Here is a 17,434-nt window from a genome sequence, read left to right on the forward strand (position 1 = left end):
AGCCACGTGACAATTCGATTCTCCCACCTTGGTCATACGATGAAGAATACATTGCTCTTGATCGTCGCTTTGATCTCTCTCGGGACAGCCGCCGCGCGCGCCGAGGAAAAAACGCTCTTTGCCTTCGATGACCACGGCATTCCCTGGTCACACAATCTGAAGCTCACGTTGGTGCAGGCGACCAAGCACGCCGAGAATCCTGTCTTACGACGCGGGCCGGAAGGAGCGCCCGATCATGGACACGCGGTCCTCTACGGTACCGTGATCAAGGAAGGCGAGAAGTTTCGCATGTGGTACTTGGGCATGTTCGAGGAGAAGATCGAACGTGGCCAGGCGCCCGGGATGTGGCGTCCCATGTGCTATGCCGAAAGCATGGACGGCGTCCGCTGGACCAAGCCCGAGCTGGGATTGGTCGAATTCAACGGCTCGAAGCGGAACAATATCTGTCTGATCGAAGGCGAGCCCTTTTCACTGACGCGGGTGAACGATTTTCTGTCGGTGCTACACGACCCAAGCGATCCCGATCCGGCGCAGCGCTACAAAGCCGCTTTCATCGCCCATGTCCCTTACGATGAGATCACCGGCGGCATGAGCAAGATCGGTATTAAAGAGAAACGGGTCTGCGCGACCATCTGTGCAACGAGCGCAGATGGCTTGACGTGGAAAGTCGTGGGCCATCGGCCGGCGAACGCGGGAGGCGAGCGTTTTGAGGTCAGCAGCTTGTATCGCTTTGGCAACTTCTACTACACAACCGGGCAATTGATCTCGCCTTGGACGTGGCTGCTCGATGGCAGCAATTCCAGCCGCGTCATGTTGGCGTATCGCTCCCCTGATTTCGTGACTTGGTCCCCAGCCAAGGCCTTCTCGTTTGCGCGGCCGGGGCAGCTCACTCGGCCAGCGATCACCGGCCAGCAGACTCACATGGGGGCGGGCTTATGGAGCCGGGGCAATGTCCTTGTCGGCTTGTATGGCATGTGGCAGGATGCCCCAACTCCGCCACCGAAAGGGGCATCGCATTTACTAGGTGTTCATGTCGATCTGGGGCTGATCGTCAGTAACGACGGCATCCATTTCCGTGAACCGGTGCCCGACTTCAAAGTGATCCCCCGCGGCCAGCCGGGGGAATGGGACGACGTAGCTCTGCTGCAGGGGCACGCCTTCGTTAACGTCGGCGACCAGACCATGATCTGGTATTCACATTGGGACACTGGCGGCAAATTGAAATCGATGGATATCGGCCTCGCCACATTGCGCCGTGACGGTTTCGGTTACCTATCGCGAAAGGAAGCGAACAGCGACGCCCATTGCGTCACGGCCACGTTGATGTCAGGGGCGACGAGCCGCTTGCTGATGAATGTGGATGGCCTTTCGCCCGAGGCGCCCCTGAAAGTCGAACTTGTCGACGAACGCGACCAACCGATGACAGGTTGGTCCGGACCTGACGCGGCAATGTTGACCAACAGCGGCACCCAGCAAGAAGTCATTTGGGCCAAGACCAAAACGGCGTCACTTCCGGCGGGGAAGCAACTGGCTATCAAAGTCAGTTTCCCCGAGAACAGCCAGGCGCGTCTCTATTCCCTTTACCTAACTGACCGTTAACGTGCGGTCGCCGCAAGCAAGCTGTTCGTCGCGAGCAGCTTTACCAGCGGCACATGCTGGCCGATCGAGCAGGCTACGTAACGATACTCTTCGAGACCCTCGCTACCGCGGGAACGACGCTTCCCCGGGAGCCGTGACCGGCAGGATCACCACCAAGGGATCGCCGACGCGAACGCTCGGGAACGAGTGCAATAAGAGCACGGTCCCTGCCTGATACGCGGTGATGGCCGCCAGCCGGTTGCCGAGCGGATCGACAATGTGACCAATCGTCTGGCCGCGCTCGACGGTTTGGCCCAACGTGACCGCTGGTTCAAAGTATCCCGCGCAAGGCGCGTTGCATTGCACTTGCAAGTGGCCGCTCTGGTCGCGATCGTCTTCAACAACATAGCGGACCTGGCTGGCGGCCGTGGCGCCGTCCAGCATGCCGAGCGCCCGGGCGACGTTCAAGCAGCCTTGCACATTCTGCTCGACGCGTCGCGGGTCGCAGGTGCCACCGCCTCCATTCTCGACATAAATCGCGGACACATTTGCATCGCGGGCTACCGACAACGAGCGACCTTCAAGCCGGGCCGAGGTTCCCCATACGATCGGCAAGTTAAACGCGCGAGCCATCAGTCGCTGGCGTTCGAGCACCACGCGATCAGCGTGCAGCGTGTAACCAGCCAGCGCTAATATCTGGAACACCGTGCCGCCGGTGTGCAAATCGATGTAATAGTCGGCGTCACGAATCAGCCGCGCCAGCGCCGCGGCAATCCTCTCGGTGATCGTGCCGTCGTCGCGACCTGGACAAGTGCGGGCCAGATCCTTGTCGTCGTCGGCCGTTCGCTGGCCGCGCTCGAAGGCGGGCTCATTCACCACAGGAACCAGCGTGACCTGCCCACGAAGTTGCTCGGGCGCGAACTCGTGCATCAGCCGGCGCACCGTCGCCAGGGGCTCGAACTCGTCGCCATGCACGCCGCCGGTGATCAGTAGACGAGGGCCCGCCGCGTGGCCGACGATCGTTCGCTGTTGAAGCGTGATAGGTTCCATGACCTGCATTTCGCAGTTGCGGTCGTCAACTACGACTTGGCCCGGATCGCTTTCACGGTCTCGGCCGCGCGATGGTCGATGATGCGACGCCCCCACTGAATCGTCTTCTCGACTGGCGCTAACTCGACGCCATTGATGCGAAACTTGCCAGCCTTCACGCGCTCGTCCATCCGCGCGGTTCGTGGGTCGACGGCGATCATCTGCGCCGAAATCACGAAATCGTCGTGAAAGCCCTCGGGCTGCTGGTGGACCCCCTCTGCTTCGATCCACTTGGTCAGACCGGCGTAGTCGTAATACTCGGGCACGAAAACGACGCGGGGAGTTCCACTCCATTGGGAATTAAGACGATCGGCTACCGCTTTCATGCCGGCCTGGTTGCCACCGCTGTCCCCGAGCAAAACAATCCGCTTAAAGCCGTGCGTCTTGAAGCTGCCGCAAATGTCAATCAGCAATCTTTCAAAGGTGTCTTCCGTCACGCTGATCGAGCCGGGATACTTCATGTGCATCGACGGCGGATTGATATCCCCCTCGGGCACGAACGGAACAATGGGGGCGACCAGTGCTTTTCCTAGCTTGCGCGCAATGGCTTCGGTCGTGCCGCGTAAGATGTAGTTGTGCTTGCCGGTCACCAGATAGGGACCGTTTTGTTCAACTCCCCCCGTGGCAACGATGACCGTGTCGGTGCCTTGGGCGAGCTGGTCGCGGACCTCCATCCAGGTAAGCTCCTCGACAAACACTGAATCGACCGCCGCAATCGGCCGCAGCCCGGCGGGGTCGGGTGTCATCGCATCGGGTATCGCGACCAGCAGCGCGGCCGCCGCACCAATCGCCCACAGGTAAGCTGTCTGCATGGTGAACCTCGTTTGTCAGCAAGAAGAAGTGAAAGCAATGTCAACTCAAACTAGTCGGCGCTGGTCCGGCAGCCTCATTCCGCCACGATGGGCGAGCTGAGCAGGCCAATGCGCTCGATCGAGGCCTCGAGCCGATCGCCAGGTTTCACAAAGGTTCCGCTCGATGCGCCGACGCCGGCCGGTGTGCCGGTCGAGATGATGTCTCCTGGTTCTAGCGTGACCATGTTTGAAATGAACTCGATGATCGCGGCGACCGGGAAGATCATGGCGCCGGTAGTCGAGTTCTGGCGCAGTTCGCCGTTCAACTTGAGTTGCATCGCCAACTGCTGAGGATCGGCAATCACGTCGGCCGACGTGATGCACGGCCCGCAGGGACAAAAGCTGTCGTGCCATTTGCCGTGCAACCAGTCGAAGAACTCGTCTTTGTCGCGTTTCTTGCGCCCCGGGTTCGGTCGAAACTTCCGATTGGAGATGTCATTGATCACGGTGTAGCCAGCCACAACGCCGAGTGCCTCGGACTCGGGAACTGCTTTGCAGCGCTTGCCAATCACGACGGCCAGTTCCAACTCCCAATCGATCGCCGCCGGCGAAATCTTGGGAATGACGACCGGCGCGCCGGGATCGGTCAACGTGGTCGTCGGCGGTTTCATGAAGACATAGGGAAACGTCTCGGCCCGGGCGGCCGCAATGCCACCCCCTTCCTTGATGTGATCGGCGTAGTTGCCAGCCAGCAGAAACAACTTGTTCGGCCGGGGAATGGGGACATGCAGCTTGACCGCGGACGTGGCGATGGCCAGCTTGCCCGCTAGCGCGACGCGGTTCTGTTCGACCCAGCCGGCGACTTTCTTCGCCGCGGCGAATGACGTCCCGGCGGGCAGATAGTCGAGCAGGTTGTCGCTCGCTGGCAGCGCGATATTCTCGTGAGTCGCGTCGGCATAGGCGCGAGCCGCGCTCGACAGCGAGACCACCTGCTGCTCATCGTAGATGCCAACCGAGGTCTGGCCTTGATGGGTGAAACGGCACAATCGCATGGTGGGTTATTTCCGTGGCGTGGCGGGAGGGGGGCGGGAAGCACACGTAGCTTGGCATCCCGTGGCGCGAAGTCAAGCGTTCCACGAGCCAAGGTAAAGCAGCGTGACCGTCGCCGTGGCAAATGCCGGGCTAGATTCGCGAATTGGCGATCTGAGCGGCGATGTCCATGCCGGCACGCTCGCTCCAGGCGTTGAGCATCCGCTGGAAGCGAGGGCCCGGCGCGCCGCCGCCGATCGGAATGTTGTTGACCTTGGTGCAGGGGGCCAGGCAATAAGGTGTCGTCGTCAGCCAGGCCTCGTCGGCGTTGACCACGTCGTAGGGCTGGAAATCCTTCTCGAGGAACCCCAGGCCAACCGACGCGGCCAGCTCTTTGACCGTCTGCAAGCTGACGCCCCACAAAATGTTCCGCGTCGTGGGAGTGACGATCGTCTCGTCCTTGACAATGACAAAGTTGGCGCCGGCGCATTCGGTGACGTTGCCGTCGAGATCAAGCAGCAAGGTGATCGCGCGCGGATCGACCGCCTGGGTTTGCCGGTCGGCAAGAAACCAGTGCAGGCGGCTACGGTTCTTCATCTTTGGTTCGACGCACTGGGGAGGGACATGGCGAATCGACGGGGTGACCACGTGCGCGCCGTCGGTGAACAAGTGCCGCCACATGCTGAAGCGGAGTGGGAACGAATGAATGCAGATCGTCGGCCGCAACGCCCCCGACGCGCCGGCGCTGCCCGCGTACATCAGGTTCTCGCCAGGAGTAACAAAATGCACGATGCCCAGGTCGTCCGCGGCATTCAGTAGCCGGCCATTGACCTCGGCCAACTCGCGCGTCTTGGCGACCATCTCGGCCTGGGTCATGGGGACGGCAATGCCGGCGTATTTCAACGAGCGATACAATCGCGCCACGTGATCTTCCACGCGGTACGGAACGTGGCGAAATGTTCGCGTCATCTCCGTCAACGTCGCGCCAAGTACCAGGCCCAGGTCGTAGATGTTCAGCTTGGCCAACGAGGCAGGCACGAACTCGCCATTCAGATAGACTACCGGTTCGCTCACGGCTGATTGCTCCGCGGCAAGACATCGGATCGTCGGTTCGGCTTGGCCCACAGCACGCGGGCCACGAACGTCGCCCCTTCGGCTCCGCGTTGCTGGGAATCTTTCATAAACATCCCTTCCGACACCGTGACCCACGATTCCGCCGCATTGATCGGGCAGGCGCCAAAGTTGCCGAGTTCCGCTCCGCGCTCCGGCACGACGATTCTCTCGGTACGCCGCAATACGCGTAAGCTGTCGAGATTGACTTGCGCCATGAACAAGGGCGCGCGATGCCGGACAATATGATCATTGTTCGCGCCGCGGCGGGTATAAACGAGAAACAGGCCATCGCTGTGCGCCAGCCAATGTTGCTGTGTGTTGTAGCTGCCCAGTTCCGCGCCGTCGTCGAAGAGCCAGGGTTGCGGCTCGGCGAATTGCAGGCTTGCGTCGCCGACGCTCACATATCCCCGGACATCGTTGCGCAGCGTCAGGAAATAGCGGCCGCCAAATTCGACCAGCGAGGGCTCGTAAAGTCCGCGCGCGACGCTTGACCGCAACACGCTCCCGTGCCGCGCATAGGTCAACCGCGCGCCATCGAAGCGGCATTCGGCCACCGTCGTGCTGAACGGTTCGCGTGCGTTGCGGCCAATGTACAGCGGCACCAACAGGCGGCCATCGGGCCGCACCAGCCATTGCGAGCAGGCATTGCGCGCGAAATTGAATTGTTCGTCTGGGGGCAACTCCAGCATTTGCCAAGGCGACCAGTGGCGCGTCCGCGGGTCAAACACCGCGTAGACCGTTTGGTGCGCGCGGGGGATGTCTTCCAACTGCTTCCCTTTGGCGTTGTAGCGCACCTGGCAGCCGATGGCGAGCAGTTTGCCGGTGAGGGCGTGCCAGCCGGGCGTGACGTCCGCGACGCTAATGGTGACGCCGTCCGGTTGTTGACGCCAATCCAGTTCCTGGGGAAGAATCGGCCCGGCCCAACTGCCAGTCGGGGACTCGCGAGTTAGCACGTGCAAGCCGGAGTAATAGTCCGATATCTTGAGGTGCTTTTGAATTGTCATGACGATCGACGGCTCAACGCCCTCGGGGGCGGGAATGGCGGCGGCACGAGGGTGAAACCAGAGAAAGTCACCGCCGTTATGCTTGATGACGGTTTCCAACTTCACGGAAAAGTCGACTGGCGCTGGATCGGCCGCGGAAACCGTCAACGAAGTCGCGAGCAAGCTCGCGACCAGCGGGAACGAGCACCTGAACAGTCTCGGCCATCGGCCGCGCGCACAAGTCATGGATACTACTTCGCGAGTTGAGTAGGTGTGAGCGATCACCCAGGCAAGGCTGTAGGAGAAGGCGGCGCATGTCGGCCATTGGCGCCGCTGGGGCAAGTGAATGTCTCCGGTGGGCAAGTCATTGCAAGCATATCCCACCGCGAGCTAGCGATCTATCCCCGCTGGGCGGCAATCTGTGCGCGCTCTTTGCAATGCACGCCAGCGGCGAGTAGGCTTTTCATGGTGGATCGTTTCGACGGTCTCACTCCCGCCCCATTTCCCACCTCAGAGAGCAAAGGATCCGTGATGAAGAAACTTGTTCTACTAGTCGCGGCCGGCGCGCTGGCCCTGGCCGCCAACGTCGGTTTTGCCGATTCGCCCCAGACGCCGCTGGACTATCAGGTGACCACGATCGACGGCAAACCGGCCGACTTATCGCAATACAAAGGGAAGGTCGTGTTGATTGTCAACACCGCCAGCCGTTGCGGCAACACCAAGCAATACACCAACCTGGAAAGTCTGTATCGCAAGTATCAAGGTCAGGGCCTGGTGATTCTTGGCTTCCCCGCCAACGAGTTCGGCAAGCAAGAGCCTGGCACCGACGCCGAGATTGCCGAGTTCTGCAAGACCAAGTATGCGGTCGAATTCCCCATGTTCAGCAAGATCGTGGTTAAGGGCGAGGGAATCGCCCCGTTGTATCAACACCTCACCGGTGCAAACACCAATCCGAAGTTCGCCGGCCCAGTCTCGTGGAACTTCGAGAAATTCCTGATTGGTCGCGACGGTCAGGTAGCCGCCCGCTTTGCGCCGAAGCTTAATCCCGAGTCATCCGAAGTGGTGAGCGCCATCGAAGCGGAACTGGCAAAAGCGAAGTAAGCTCGCGGCGCGTCGAACTCGCGTGCCATCAAGGCCACCACAGCCAACGCATCGCCCGCTCCCACGCCGATGGGAGCGGGCAGCCGCGCGCCGTGGCGGGGTGTTTGATTCGCGCCGCGCTTTGCTCGCGACAAGCATCGCTCCCATCATTTTTCCAAGGAACCGCTCGTGCTGAAAAACCCGCTGCTGGCGACGCCGAATCGCATTTTGCCGGCGTTGGTGACCCCGCTGACGCCCAACGGCGATTTGGACGTGGCCAGCGCGGAACGGCTGATCGACCATCTTTACACGCGTGGCGTGGGTGGTTTGTACGTCACCGGGAGCACCGGCGAAGGGATTTACCTCGACTTTGAAATCCGCCGCCGGTTGGTTGAATTGGCCGTCAGCATGTCCGCCAACCGTGGGCAAGTTGTGGTCCACGTCGGCGCGATCCAAACCTCGGCGGCGTTGCAGTTGGCCGCGCACGCGGCAAAAGTCGGGGCCACGGCCGTGAGCAGCATTCCGCCGTTCGTGGGCGGCTTCAGTTGGCCCGAGGTGCATGACTATTACCGCCGCCTGGGGGAAGCTAGTCCGTTGCCCGTGGTGGCCTATTACATTCCAGGGCTGACGGGCCAGACGTTCTCGGTCGACCAGTTGGCGTCGCTTTTGTCGCTGCCGAACATCGTCGGTTTCAAGAGTACCGACACCAATTTATACCTGATGCAACGGCTGCTGTCGCGATTCAGTTCCGACCAAATCATGTACAACGGCCCTGACGAATTGTTGGCCATGGGGCTCGGCATGGGTGCCCACGGTGGAATTGGCACCACTTATAATTTCATGCCGGAACTGATTCTGCAGGTGGCCCGGTATGTGGCCGCGGGGCAACTGCGCGAGGCCACGCAAGTGCAGAAACAGGTCAACGAGATCATCGAAGCGCTACTGCGACACCAAGGACTAGCCGCCTCGAAGCAAATTCTCTACTGGCAAGGGTTAATTGACCATCCCGATTGCGCGGCGCCGCGAGCGCCGCTTACGCCGCCCGCTCAAGCTGAACTGCGGCGCAGCCTGGAAAGAACCTCGCTCGCGTCGACCTGGGTGCGATAGCGGCCGGCGCGATCACTCGCCAAAGCAGAGCAATGATTCACGCGTGCGAAAAAAAAGCCGACCGTCGGCAATGGCCGGCGTGGCGACGATGGCGGCGCCGAGTTGATTCTTGGCCAGGATCTCGAGTTCGGGCGAATCCTTGAGCACGACGACCACGCCGTTTTCGCCGGCAACATAGATTTTGCCATCGCCATGAATCGGCGAGGCAAAGTAATCGCTCGCGTTGTCAATTCGCTTCGGCCCCCACAACTGATTCCCTTGCGATGTCTCAAAGCAGGTCGCGATGCCGCCACACTTCACCAACAGCATGCGTCCGCTGGCCACCATGGGCGAAACGATGTGATCCGTGTGCTTCGTCGCGTGCTTCCACAGCACATGGGTGTCAGTCACGTTTCCCGCGCCTCCGCCGCGCACGGCCAGCACGTATTCGCTGGCCGGATTGGCCGACTCGAAGCTGGCTCCCGCATAGTTTCCCGGTGGGAGAAACGCTTTGTCGAGTTCCTCGCCTTCGAGCGCGCCGTCGCCGTTCAGGTCACCGCGATCAAATGTCCGACGATAGAAGGCCGCTGGCACGGGCATTTTGCCAACGAATGCCTGTAGCTCTTCCTTGGTGATCTTGCCGTCACGGTTGCCGGTCTCGGCCTGATCGATCGACGCGATCCATTGCTTGGCGATGCCTCCGCTTTGCAGCGAGATATAAATAATGCCGTCACGACTGACCGGCGTCGTTTTGATGTTGCGCAGCAACGTCCGCGCAAACCATGCCCGCTTGCCAGTCTCCAAATCGTAGCCAATCAGCATGCCGGTGCCGGCAACGATTAACTCGTCGCCATGCCCCGCCTGGTTGATGACCGGGTGTGAGTAGCCAGCGCACATATCGCTGCGATCGTCTCGCCAACGCAACTTGCCGGTCAGCTTGTCAAAGGCGTACAGGGCGGGAGACAGGTCGTCATCCTGGCAAAAGATCACCAAATCCTGATGCACGATTGGTGACATGCCAGGCCCCCATTTGAACACGTAGTAGGGGATCGGCAACTCGGCCTGCCACCGGTCGGCGCCGGTCACCGCGTCGACACAGCGCAGTCCCAGCGTCGTGAAGTAAAAGAAAACTCGCTCGCCGTCGGTCGCGGGGGTCGTCGAGGCGTGGCTGTTCGTATGGTGAATCTCAGGCAGCTCGCCCGTCGGCCACGAGCGCTCCCACAACTTGGCCCCCGTCTGGGCATCAAAAGCCGATAACGCCACATGCCCAGAATCGATCATCGAGGTGATAAACACCCGGCCAGAGGCAATCGCCGGGCAGCCAATGCCGTCGCCCAGCGGCGCCGACCATTTCAGATGTTCGGTGGCGGAAAAAGTCGTCGGCAATGGCAGCTTCGAGTTGGAAATGCCGCTGCAATTGCACCCGCGAAACTGCGGCCAGTCCTCCGCCGTGGCTTGAGCAACCAGCAACCCCCAGCATAACAGCCAACTTACGTTGGCGATTTTCAAGGCGCATAAGCGTGGCATAAGTCGCCTCATCAGAGCTGCCCTTCATGGCAGGCAAAATTGTCGGATCGACCCTGCCCCGTGCAGAATGACATGTCGCGAATCGCCAGTCAAATATTTGCTCCGCTGATCACGCGGTGGGGGCCGGAAAGACGCTCAGCTATTGTCCATCGCGTCTTTGATGACCCAACCACCATCGACGCGCAGGACGCTGCCGGTGATGTAGTCTGCCTGATCGGACGAGAGAAACGTCACGGCCTGGCCAATGTCCTGGGGAGTGCCCAGGCGCCCCCACGGTAGCGTGGGGGCCGCCTGGCGAATGGCTTCCGCGCCGAAGGTGCTTTTTTCGCCCGGCGTGTCGATCCAGCCGGGTTCGATGACGTTGACATTGACGCGGTGCGGCAACAACTCGACGGCGATCGTCGCGGCCAGGTGATTCAAGCCAGCCTTGGCCGCGTTGTAGGCCACGCTTCGCGCGTAGGGGCGTTCGGCATGGACGCTCGAAATAAATACCATTTTGCCCCCAGCGCCTTGCGAGACCATTTGACGGGCGACAAGTTGCGCCATGTGAAACCCCGCAGTCAGGGTGCCCAGGATCACGCGCTCGAACAGGGCGGGGTCGTACTCCAAAAACGTGCCGCGCTTACTAAAAGCGGGGTTGCTGACCAGAATGTCGATCCGCCCGGTTGCCGCCACGGCCCGGGATACCAGTTCTTCACAGCCGGCGCGCGAGAAGACGTCAGCATCGATCTCCACGCACGACCGGCCAAGTCGGCGAATTTCATCGGCCGTGGCCGCCAGGTCGGAGCTACCAGGGCGATCGTTGATGATCACGTTGGCGCCGGCACGCGCCAATTCCCAGGCGCAACCCTGACCGATGCCGCGCCCCGCGCCGGTAACCAAGGCAAACTTTCCGGCCAGATTCATGATCGTTCACGGCCAGCTAGCCGCGCCTGGACCAAGGAGGGCCACTCGAGGGTGGCGCCAGTCGTCAACGCTCGATTGCCGCCGTGTTATAACACGCGGACATCTCCCACCGCACGGGAGAAAATAGCCCTGGTGGCAATGTAGGGCGCCACCAAGTATCCTGCGTATCGGCCAATCCACGCCTGATTCATGGCGCGATCAATGCAACAAGTCGCGCCGCCCGTCGCCCCTTTGCTTGGTATCTGTTGACCATGAACGAGCATGACGCAGCCGTTGGTTTGCAAACACTTGACTACGTCGCGGTCGTGGGCTACCTGGCGATCACGGCGTTCATCGTCTATTGGTCGAGTCGCAAACAGGACGACACCGAGGATTTCTTCCTGGGGGGTCGCAGCATGCCCTGGTTCGCCGTGGGTTTGTCGATCATGGCGACGCTGCTTTCGACCAACACCTACCTGGGCGCGCCTGGCGAGATGATTAAGTACGGCCCGGCGTATCTGATTGGCTATCTGGCTTATCCGGCGGTGGCGTTCGTGGTGATTTGCTTTTGGATTCCCTTCTTCATGCGTTTGCGCATGACCAGCGCCTATGAGTACCTCGAACGCCGTTTCGACCATCGAGCCCGCTGGTTGGGGGGGCTGCTGTTTCTGGGCCTCAGGCTGGGATGGATGTCGATGGTGGTCTACACGGCGTCGATGGCAATGGTAACGATGGCGTCCGAACCGCTCGGCGCCTTCGCACAACTCTTTGGCGCGTCGCATCCCATTTACCCGGTGATCGCCGTGATTGGGCTGGTCGCGTCGATCTACGCCTGCGTCGGCGGCATTCGCGCGGTGATCTGGACCGATGTGCTCCAGGCCCTGATGCTCTTCGGCGGGGTCATCGTCATCATCGGCTATGTGATGTGGGACGAGCGGACGGGCGTGGAGACGTGGTGGACCACGATTTCAACCCACCAAGAACATGCGCCTCAACTCCGCTGGTTCGGCGCCGATATCACCGAACGGACGACCGTCCTGTGGGCGCTGCTGGCCATCTTTACTTGGAATGTTTGCACGCATTGCTCGGACCAGGTGGCGTTGCAGCGCTATTTCAGCACGACGAACTTGTCGGCCGCGCGCAACAGTTTTATCGTCAATATCGTCTCGGCGGCCGTGATCGGCCTGTTGTTGTCGACGTCGGGCTTGGCCTTGCGATATTACTATCTTGAGCATGCGGCGCGGCTACCGGCGGGCCTTACGCCCGAGAGTGGCGCCGATCAATTGATGCCATTCTTTTACGCTTATCAATTGCCCGCGGGCTTTGGCGGCTTGATTCTGGTGAGTTTCTTGTGCGACGCGATGCAAACCCTCGGCTCGGGCGTGAATAGCATCGCCGCCGTGATCACGACCAACGTGAGCGGGCGGAACGACGGCCAGCGGTCAAACGCCGATACGCGCGCCAGTGACTTGCGATCGGCGCGGTTTGTCACCTTGGCTACTGGCGCCGTGACGACGGTGCTGGCGATGTTCGCGGCGAACTTTGCCATTCACTCGGGTAAAACGATTTTCGACATGTTGCCGCGCATGTTCAACATGTTCCTCGGCCCGCTGGCGTCGATGTTCATGATTGGTATGTTTTTTCGCCGGGCCACGGGGCGCGTGATCGTGATTGTCGTCGTTCTGACCCAGGCGTTCTCTTCGCTGTGGTCCTGGTGGGGCGAAGTGCCCGTGCTGCTTAACAAGCTGGGCTTACCAGAACTGGCCAACCGTTGGATCGCGCTACTGGGCGTCGATGCCGCGGGGCACCCCAAAACCCCCTCGGTGATGATCGCCATCACCGTGCCCGTGCTGTTCGGACTAGCGACCGGTTGGCTGTTCAGTTGGCTGCTGGGAGCCGACGAGCATCCTGGCGCTGACTTCTCGTGGCGGCGCGTGATGAGTCGGCCCGCTCCCACCGAGTGAACGCGGCTTACTATGCCGTGGGTTCGACCCGGCGTGACTCAGCCGAGGCATAGCACGAGAAGACGGCTTTCAGCGCCGCCAGGCCTTCGGCGCCCGTGATCGGCGGCGGAATCATCGGGTCGACGGCGCTGGCCACGCAGGCGCGGACAAAAGGCGTGTAGCTTGGCATCTCGGGCGGCCCCTCGAATTGCTTGATCTGCGGCGGCGTGTCCTTGGTACTGTACCACTGCAATTGTACGTCGCCGTGCGGTTCCATTTGCAGCCAGCCGTGCGAGCCCCAGATTTTGATGTACGAATGGTAGCCACGGTCCAGATAGTAGCCGCTGGTAATGGTGCCGAAAAAGCCGCAATCGAATCTCAGGATAGCCGCCGCCGAATCTTCGACCGAGATCGGTTGCTGGCCGACGTTGCCGATGAACGCCGCCGTTTCGGTGATCTTGGCGCCGGTCAGAAACATCACCAGGTCGAGCCAGTGGATGCCGAGCCACGCCAGATGCCCGCCTCCAGCGCGCGACTTGTCGGCGAACCAGGACTGGTGATACGCGGGACTATGCAGGCGTGTTTGATCGGCGATGATGTGCAACTCGGCGCCGTAGAGCGCGCCAATCGCCCCCGTTTGAATCAGCATGCGAGCATGCGCAACGCGAGGCCGCATGCGATTGGCCAGGGCCAGCATTAGGTGCCGATGTTTGCCGTCGGCCAAAGTGACAAGCTCGGCAAAGTTGGCGACGCGCACGCACGAGGGCTTTTCCGCCAGCACGTGGCAGCCGGCCTGCAACACCTCGCGAATCAACGGCGGAGCCAGGACCGCCTCGACCGAAACGATCGCGAACGAGGGCTTCTCGGCCGCCAGCGCTTTGGTCAGGTCGCGATCAAACCGAACAAGCTTCTTGCCCAACGCACGCTCGGCGACCGCCTGCGACTCGCCGCTGGCATCAGCGACCGCCACACGATCCACTGCGTCGATCTCGGCTAGAGCAGCGAAGTACGCGTCCAGATGAGCGCCGCCGGCGCCCGTCACGACAATGGCGGTGATGCGGCCAGGCATGCGCTGACAGGCTCCATTTCAGAAGGGCTCCATGCGAGTCGAACTGGGCAAGCCACGAGTGTAGCACTCGCTAGCCCCGGTCGAAAGCAACGAACTCGGTTCATTCAAACATTGTCCCTAGCCAGGGATGATTTGACGACCGCTTACCGGCTACAATGCGGCAGCATCGCCGCGCGTGGAGCAGCCTTGGGCTCAGTTTAAGGGGAAAGGCGCGCACGCGGCGCAATGTCCTGTATTCATGGGTTGAAAAGGAGATCGCTCGGTGAGCACGTCGCAAGAGCCGCTGGATTTTTTCGATCAGTTTCTGCGGTCCTTCGTGCCGCCGAATAGTTTCGACGCACATCTGCATCTGTATCGGCAAGAGGACGCGATCGACGGCTTGCCGCGCGGGGTGCTCGACGCTCATGGCAACGCCAGTTGGGCGGCATATTGCACGGCGGTCGAACGATGGATGGGGGACCGCCGGCCGACAGGGGGGCTAATCTTCACGATTCCCAAACCCACCCTCGACATGCCGGCCGCCAATCGTTACGTGGCCGACGAAGTCCGAAAGCTGCCCGGGTCGCGGGCCCAGATGATGATTCATCCGCTCGACGATCCTGCCACGGTCGAAGCTACGCTGCAGGCTGACGGTTTTGTTGGCTTCAAGGTCTATCATGTCTACTCGGGCCAGCCCGACACGCTGGAGGCGCCGACCGAGACGTTCTTGCCCGAGTGGGCCTGGGAACTGGCGGAGCGATATTCGCTGTCGATTACGCTGCACATGGTGCTGGCTCGCGCCTTGGCCGACGTGCGCAACCAGACATACATTCGCGAGCATTGCCTGCGCTATCCTCATGCGCGATTGATTCTCGCTCACGCGGCGCGGGGCTTTTGCGGCTACCACACGGTCCAGGGGATCGCCTCGTTGCGAGGGCTCGACAACGTCTATTTCGACACCTCGGCGGTGTGTGAAGCCGCCCCACTGGAAGCTATTGTGCGCGAGTTTGGCACGGGACGATTGCTGTTTGGCACTGACTTCTCGGTGAGCGAGCTTTCGGGGCGCTGTGTGAGCGTCGGCGATGGGTTCTTGTGGCTGTACGGCGACAACTTCGACTGGTCAAAGTCGCGATTCGCGCGGCCCGAGTTGGTTGGCCTGGAATCGCTACTGGCCCTCCAGCAAGCCTGCCATACCTTGCGACTACGCGACGATGACGTGGAACGCATCTTTTGCTCGAACGCGCGCTCGATGTTCGGCATTGGCGACCCGTCCAACGGCGCAAAGACCGCCGCGGCCTACGAGCGCGCCAAGCAATTGATTCCCGGCGGAACGCAATTGCTTTCGAAGCGTCCCGAGATGTACGCCCCCGGCCGTTGGCCGGCCTACTTTCGCGAGGCTCGCGGCTGCGAAGTCATCGATCTCGATGGGCGTCGGTACATTGACATGACCACCTCGGGGATTGGCTCCTGTTTGTTGGGTTATGCCGATCCCGATGTCACCGACGCGGTCGTGCGGCGCGTCGAGTTGGGTTCAATGGCCACGCTGAATTGCGTGGAAGAAGTTGAACTGGCCGAACGATTGATCGCGCTGCATCCCTGGGCCGAGCAAGCCCGCTTCTGCCGCAGCGGCGGCGAATCGATGGCCGTGGCCGTGCGAATTGCTCGCGCCTATACCGGCCGCGACCGCGTGGCCTTCTGCGGCTATCACGGTTGGGCCGACTGGTACTTGGCGGCGAATCTGCCCGCTGGCGAGCAGATGGCGGCGGGCGCCAGCGATCGGCTGCAAGGACACCTGCTACCGGGGCTGTCTCCGGCCGGGGTGCCATCGGGTTTGGCCGGGACGATGCTCCCGTTCACTTACAATCGGCTCGAGGAATTGGAACGCCATGTTCACGATCACGGCTCGCAACTTGCCGCCGTGGTCATGGAGCCAACACGCTCGGTCGATCCCCAGCCAGGATTCTTGGATGCGGTTCGCCGTTTGTGTCAAGAATGCGGCGCCGTGTTGGTCTTCGACGAAATCACCGTCGGCTGGAGGATGGCGCTGGGGGGTGCGCACCTGCACTATGGTGTCGAACCTGACATCGCCGTGTTTGCCAAGGCGCTTGGCAACGGACATCCGATCGGTGCGATCATCGGACGTCGTCCGATGATGCAAGCGGCGCAAACGTCATTCATCTCGAGCACCTATTGGACCGAGGGCGTGGGGCCAGCGGCCGCGTTGGCGACGGTTCGCAAACTCGAACGCATGAATGCTCCAGAACACCTGCGCAAGCTGGGCCAGCAGATGCGCGCGGGGTGGCTGAAACTGGGCCGCGAGCACGGTGTGCCAGTGAAAGTCACAGGTCATCCGGCGATTCTCTCGCTTGGTTTTGACCATGAAAATGCCGCGGCACTCGGTACTTTGGTAACGGTGCGGATGCTCGACCACGGCTTCCTCACCGGCGGTGGGTTCTATCCCAGCTTGGCTCACGAGGCGCGGCACGTTGACGCCTATTTGACGGCCCTCGACGGCGTGTTCGCGGAACTCGCCGAAGCATTACGACGCAATGATGTGCAATCACGCCTCGAGGGGCGCGTGCGTCATACTGGCTTTGCCCGCCTGACTTGACCGCGCGGGTCGACGCGGTAATTGGCGTCTTGCCCTCAAGGGGCGCTGAGGTAGTGTCCCAACTGGCAAGTTCCATCCGCCGCTTCGTTTCCCGCGAGCGAATTGGGGCCATCGTCGCCCGCGGCGCCAAATCCGCTTTGGAAACCTGGAGCCCGTGGCTCGGGGCAATCGTCTTATTGACTCCTTCCCGAGTCGCCCTGACCTCGCCCCTCGGCAATGCCGCCCGTGGGACTTGAACCCACACGTCTTTCGACACAGGCTCCTAAGACCTGCGTGTCTGCCAATTCCACCAGAGCGGCGAATCAGGAAATTGTAGCCGCCGGAAAAGGTTACATCAACGGACATGCCGGTTGCGAACGAAAACTGACAGCAAACCTGCATCGCAAAAGCGCGTGTTCTCGTCGCTGGCAATCAACCACTCGGTGCAACCACCTTCGCGAAGAATTGAACAAAGTCGTTGCCAGCGCCTAGTTCGGCCCGTGAGCCCGCGTCGTCGCGATTCCGCCAGGGCCTGCGGCGGCGACCTGCTCCGCTCGCAGGTGTTTCCCGTGAACTGAGCGGCTTCTGCTTGGCTGCTTGATCGTCGGCGCTCGGCGCCAGTACACCATGCGGACTTCCCAGCAACCGCTCAACGGCCGACAACGAAGCGGCCGCTCGTGTGGAAGTTCTTG

13 protein-coding genes and 1 tRNA gene are annotated in these 17,434 nt (G+C 61.3%); 5 read left to right on the forward strand and 9 right to left on the reverse strand.

Going from position 1 to position 17,434, the window contains the following annotated elements; all coding sequences use genetic code 11:
- Nucleotides 1-39 precede the first annotated feature (39 nt).
- A complete protein-coding gene (locus tag JSS27_14300) occupies nucleotides 40-1,599 on the forward strand; it encodes a hypothetical protein (protein MBS0210116.1) in 1,560 nt (519 codons plus the stop codon).
- Nucleotides 1,600-1,701: 102 nt separating this feature from the next.
- Here the strand turns inward: JSS27_14300 and JSS27_14305 are convergent, their stop codons facing one another.
- The 5 genes from JSS27_14305 to JSS27_14325 all read right to left on the reverse strand — a co-directional run bounded on the left by JSS27_14305 (nucleotide 1,702) and on the right by JSS27_14325 (nucleotide 6,709).
- Nucleotides 1,702-2,628, reverse strand: a complete 927-nt coding sequence (locus JSS27_14305) for a succinylglutamate desuccinylase/aspartoacylase family protein (GenBank protein MBS0210117.1) — start codon at nucleotides 2,626-2,628, stop codon at nucleotides 1,702-1,704.
- Nucleotides 2,629-2,657: 29 nt separating this feature from the next.
- Nucleotides 2,658-3,479, reverse strand: a complete 822-nt coding sequence (locus tag JSS27_14310; GenBank protein ID MBS0210118.1) for a creatininase family protein — start codon at nucleotides 3,477-3,479, stop codon at nucleotides 2,658-2,660.
- A gap of 74 nt (nucleotides 3,480-3,553) precedes the next feature.
- Nucleotides 3,554-4,510: a fumarylacetoacetate hydrolase family protein gene (locus JSS27_14315; GenBank protein ID MBS0210119.1), complete on the reverse strand. Its 957-nt coding sequence runs from the start codon at nucleotides 4,508-4,510 to the stop codon at nucleotides 3,554-3,556.
- Nucleotides 4,511-4,640: 130 nt separating this feature from the next.
- Nucleotides 4,641-5,561 carry an aminotransferase class IV gene (locus JSS27_14320; protein MBS0210120.1) on the reverse strand — a complete coding sequence of 307 codons (921 nt, stop codon included), beginning with the start codon at nucleotides 5,559-5,561 and terminating at the stop codon, nucleotides 4,641-4,643.
- The gene (locus JSS27_14325; GenBank protein MBS0210121.1) at nucleotides 5,558-6,709 is read right to left on the reverse strand and encodes an exo-alpha-sialidase; all 1,152 of its coding nucleotides are present in this window, start codon (nucleotides 6,707-6,709) and stop codon (nucleotides 5,558-5,560) included. Before JSS27_14325 ends, JSS27_14320 begins: the two co-directional genes overlap by 4 nt.
- 405 nt (nucleotides 6,710-7,114) lie before the next feature.
- On the opposite strand from JSS27_14325, the gene JSS27_14330 reads away from it, so the two are divergent.
- Both JSS27_14330 and JSS27_14335 read left to right on the forward strand, forming a co-directional pair.
- The gene (locus JSS27_14330) at nucleotides 7,115-7,684 is read left to right on the forward strand and encodes a glutathione peroxidase (GenBank protein MBS0210122.1); all 570 of its coding nucleotides are present in this window, start codon (nucleotides 7,115-7,117) and stop codon (nucleotides 7,682-7,684) included.
- 168 nt (nucleotides 7,685-7,852) lie between these two features.
- Entirely contained in the window at nucleotides 7,853-8,770 is a 918-nt protein-coding gene (locus JSS27_14335; GenBank protein ID MBS0210123.1) for a dihydrodipicolinate synthase family protein, read from the forward strand.
- A gap of 12 nt (nucleotides 8,771-8,782) precedes the next feature.
- Here JSS27_14335 and JSS27_14340 read toward each other — a convergent pair whose 3' ends face one another.
- Both JSS27_14340 and JSS27_14345 read right to left on the reverse strand, forming a co-directional pair.
- Nucleotides 8,783-10,276, reverse strand: a complete 1,494-nt coding sequence (locus JSS27_14340) for a PQQ-binding-like beta-propeller repeat protein (GenBank protein ID MBS0210124.1) — start codon at nucleotides 10,274-10,276, stop codon at nucleotides 8,783-8,785.
- Nucleotides 10,277-10,411: 135 nt separating this feature from the next.
- Nucleotides 10,412-11,182, reverse strand: a complete 771-nt coding sequence (locus JSS27_14345; protein MBS0210125.1) for an SDR family oxidoreductase — start codon at nucleotides 11,180-11,182, stop codon at nucleotides 10,412-10,414.
- 251 nt (nucleotides 11,183-11,433) lie between these two features.
- On the opposite strand from JSS27_14345, the gene JSS27_14350 reads away from it, so the two are divergent.
- Nucleotides 11,434-13,125, forward strand: coding sequence for a hypothetical protein (locus JSS27_14350; protein MBS0210126.1), 1,692 nt, complete (start codon nucleotides 11,434-11,436; stop codon nucleotides 13,123-13,125).
- 10 nt (nucleotides 13,126-13,135) lie between these two features.
- Here JSS27_14350 and JSS27_14355 read toward each other — a convergent pair whose 3' ends face one another.
- Nucleotides 13,136-14,173, reverse strand: a complete 1,038-nt coding sequence (locus tag JSS27_14355) for a Gfo/Idh/MocA family oxidoreductase (protein MBS0210127.1) — start codon at nucleotides 14,171-14,173, stop codon at nucleotides 13,136-13,138.
- A 262-nt stretch (nucleotides 14,174-14,435) separates the two neighbouring features.
- Here JSS27_14355 and JSS27_14360 point away from each other — a divergent pair, with 262 nt between their 5' ends.
- A complete protein-coding gene (locus JSS27_14360) occupies nucleotides 14,436-16,763 on the forward strand; it encodes an aminotransferase class III-fold pyridoxal phosphate-dependent enzyme (GenBank protein MBS0210128.1) in 2,328 nt (775 codons plus the stop codon).
- Between the two features lie 217 nt (nucleotides 16,764-16,980).
- Here JSS27_14360 and JSS27_14365 read toward each other — a convergent pair.
- Nucleotides 16,981-17,062: transfer RNA gene (locus JSS27_14365), tRNA-Leu, on the reverse strand.
- Between the last annotated feature and the right edge of the window lie 372 nt (nucleotides 17,063-17,434).

Source organism: Planctomycetota bacterium (assembly GCA_018242585.1).
GTDB lineage: Bacteria > Planctomycetota > Planctomycetia > Pirellulales > PNKZ01 > JAFEBQ01.

Bases quoted from the DNA above. Each gene is read 5' to 3' on its own strand.
- JSS27_14300 (MBS0210116.1), top strand. From the start codon at position 40: ATGAAGAATACATTGCTCTTGATCGTCGCTTTGATCTCTCTCGGGACA.
- JSS27_14305 (MBS0210117.1), bottom strand. From the start codon at position 2,628: ATGGAACCTATCACGCTTCAACAGCGAACGATCGTCGGCCACGCGGCG.
- JSS27_14310 (MBS0210118.1), bottom strand. From the start codon at position 3,479: ATGCAGACAGCTTACCTGTGGGCGATTGGTGCGGCGGCCGCGCTGCTG.
- JSS27_14315 (MBS0210119.1), bottom strand. From the start codon at position 4,510: ATGCGATTGTGCCGTTTCACCCATCAAGGCCAGACCTCGGTTGGCATC.
- JSS27_14330 (MBS0210122.1), top strand. From the start codon at position 7,115: ATGAAGAAACTTGTTCTACTAGTCGCGGCCGGCGCGCTGGCCCTGGCC.
- JSS27_14340 (MBS0210124.1), bottom strand. From the start codon at position 10,276: ATGCCACGCTTATGCGCCTTGAAAATCGCCAACGTAAGTTGGCTGTTA.
- JSS27_14345 (MBS0210125.1), bottom strand. From the start codon at position 11,182: ATGAATCTGGCCGGAAAGTTTGCCTTGGTTACCGGCGCGGGGCGCGGC.
- JSS27_14350 (MBS0210126.1), top strand. From the start codon at position 11,434: ATGAACGAGCATGACGCAGCCGTTGGTTTGCAAACACTTGACTACGTC.
- JSS27_14355 (MBS0210127.1), bottom strand. From the start codon at position 14,173: ATGCCTGGCCGCATCACCGCCATTGTCGTGACGGGCGCCGGCGGCGCT.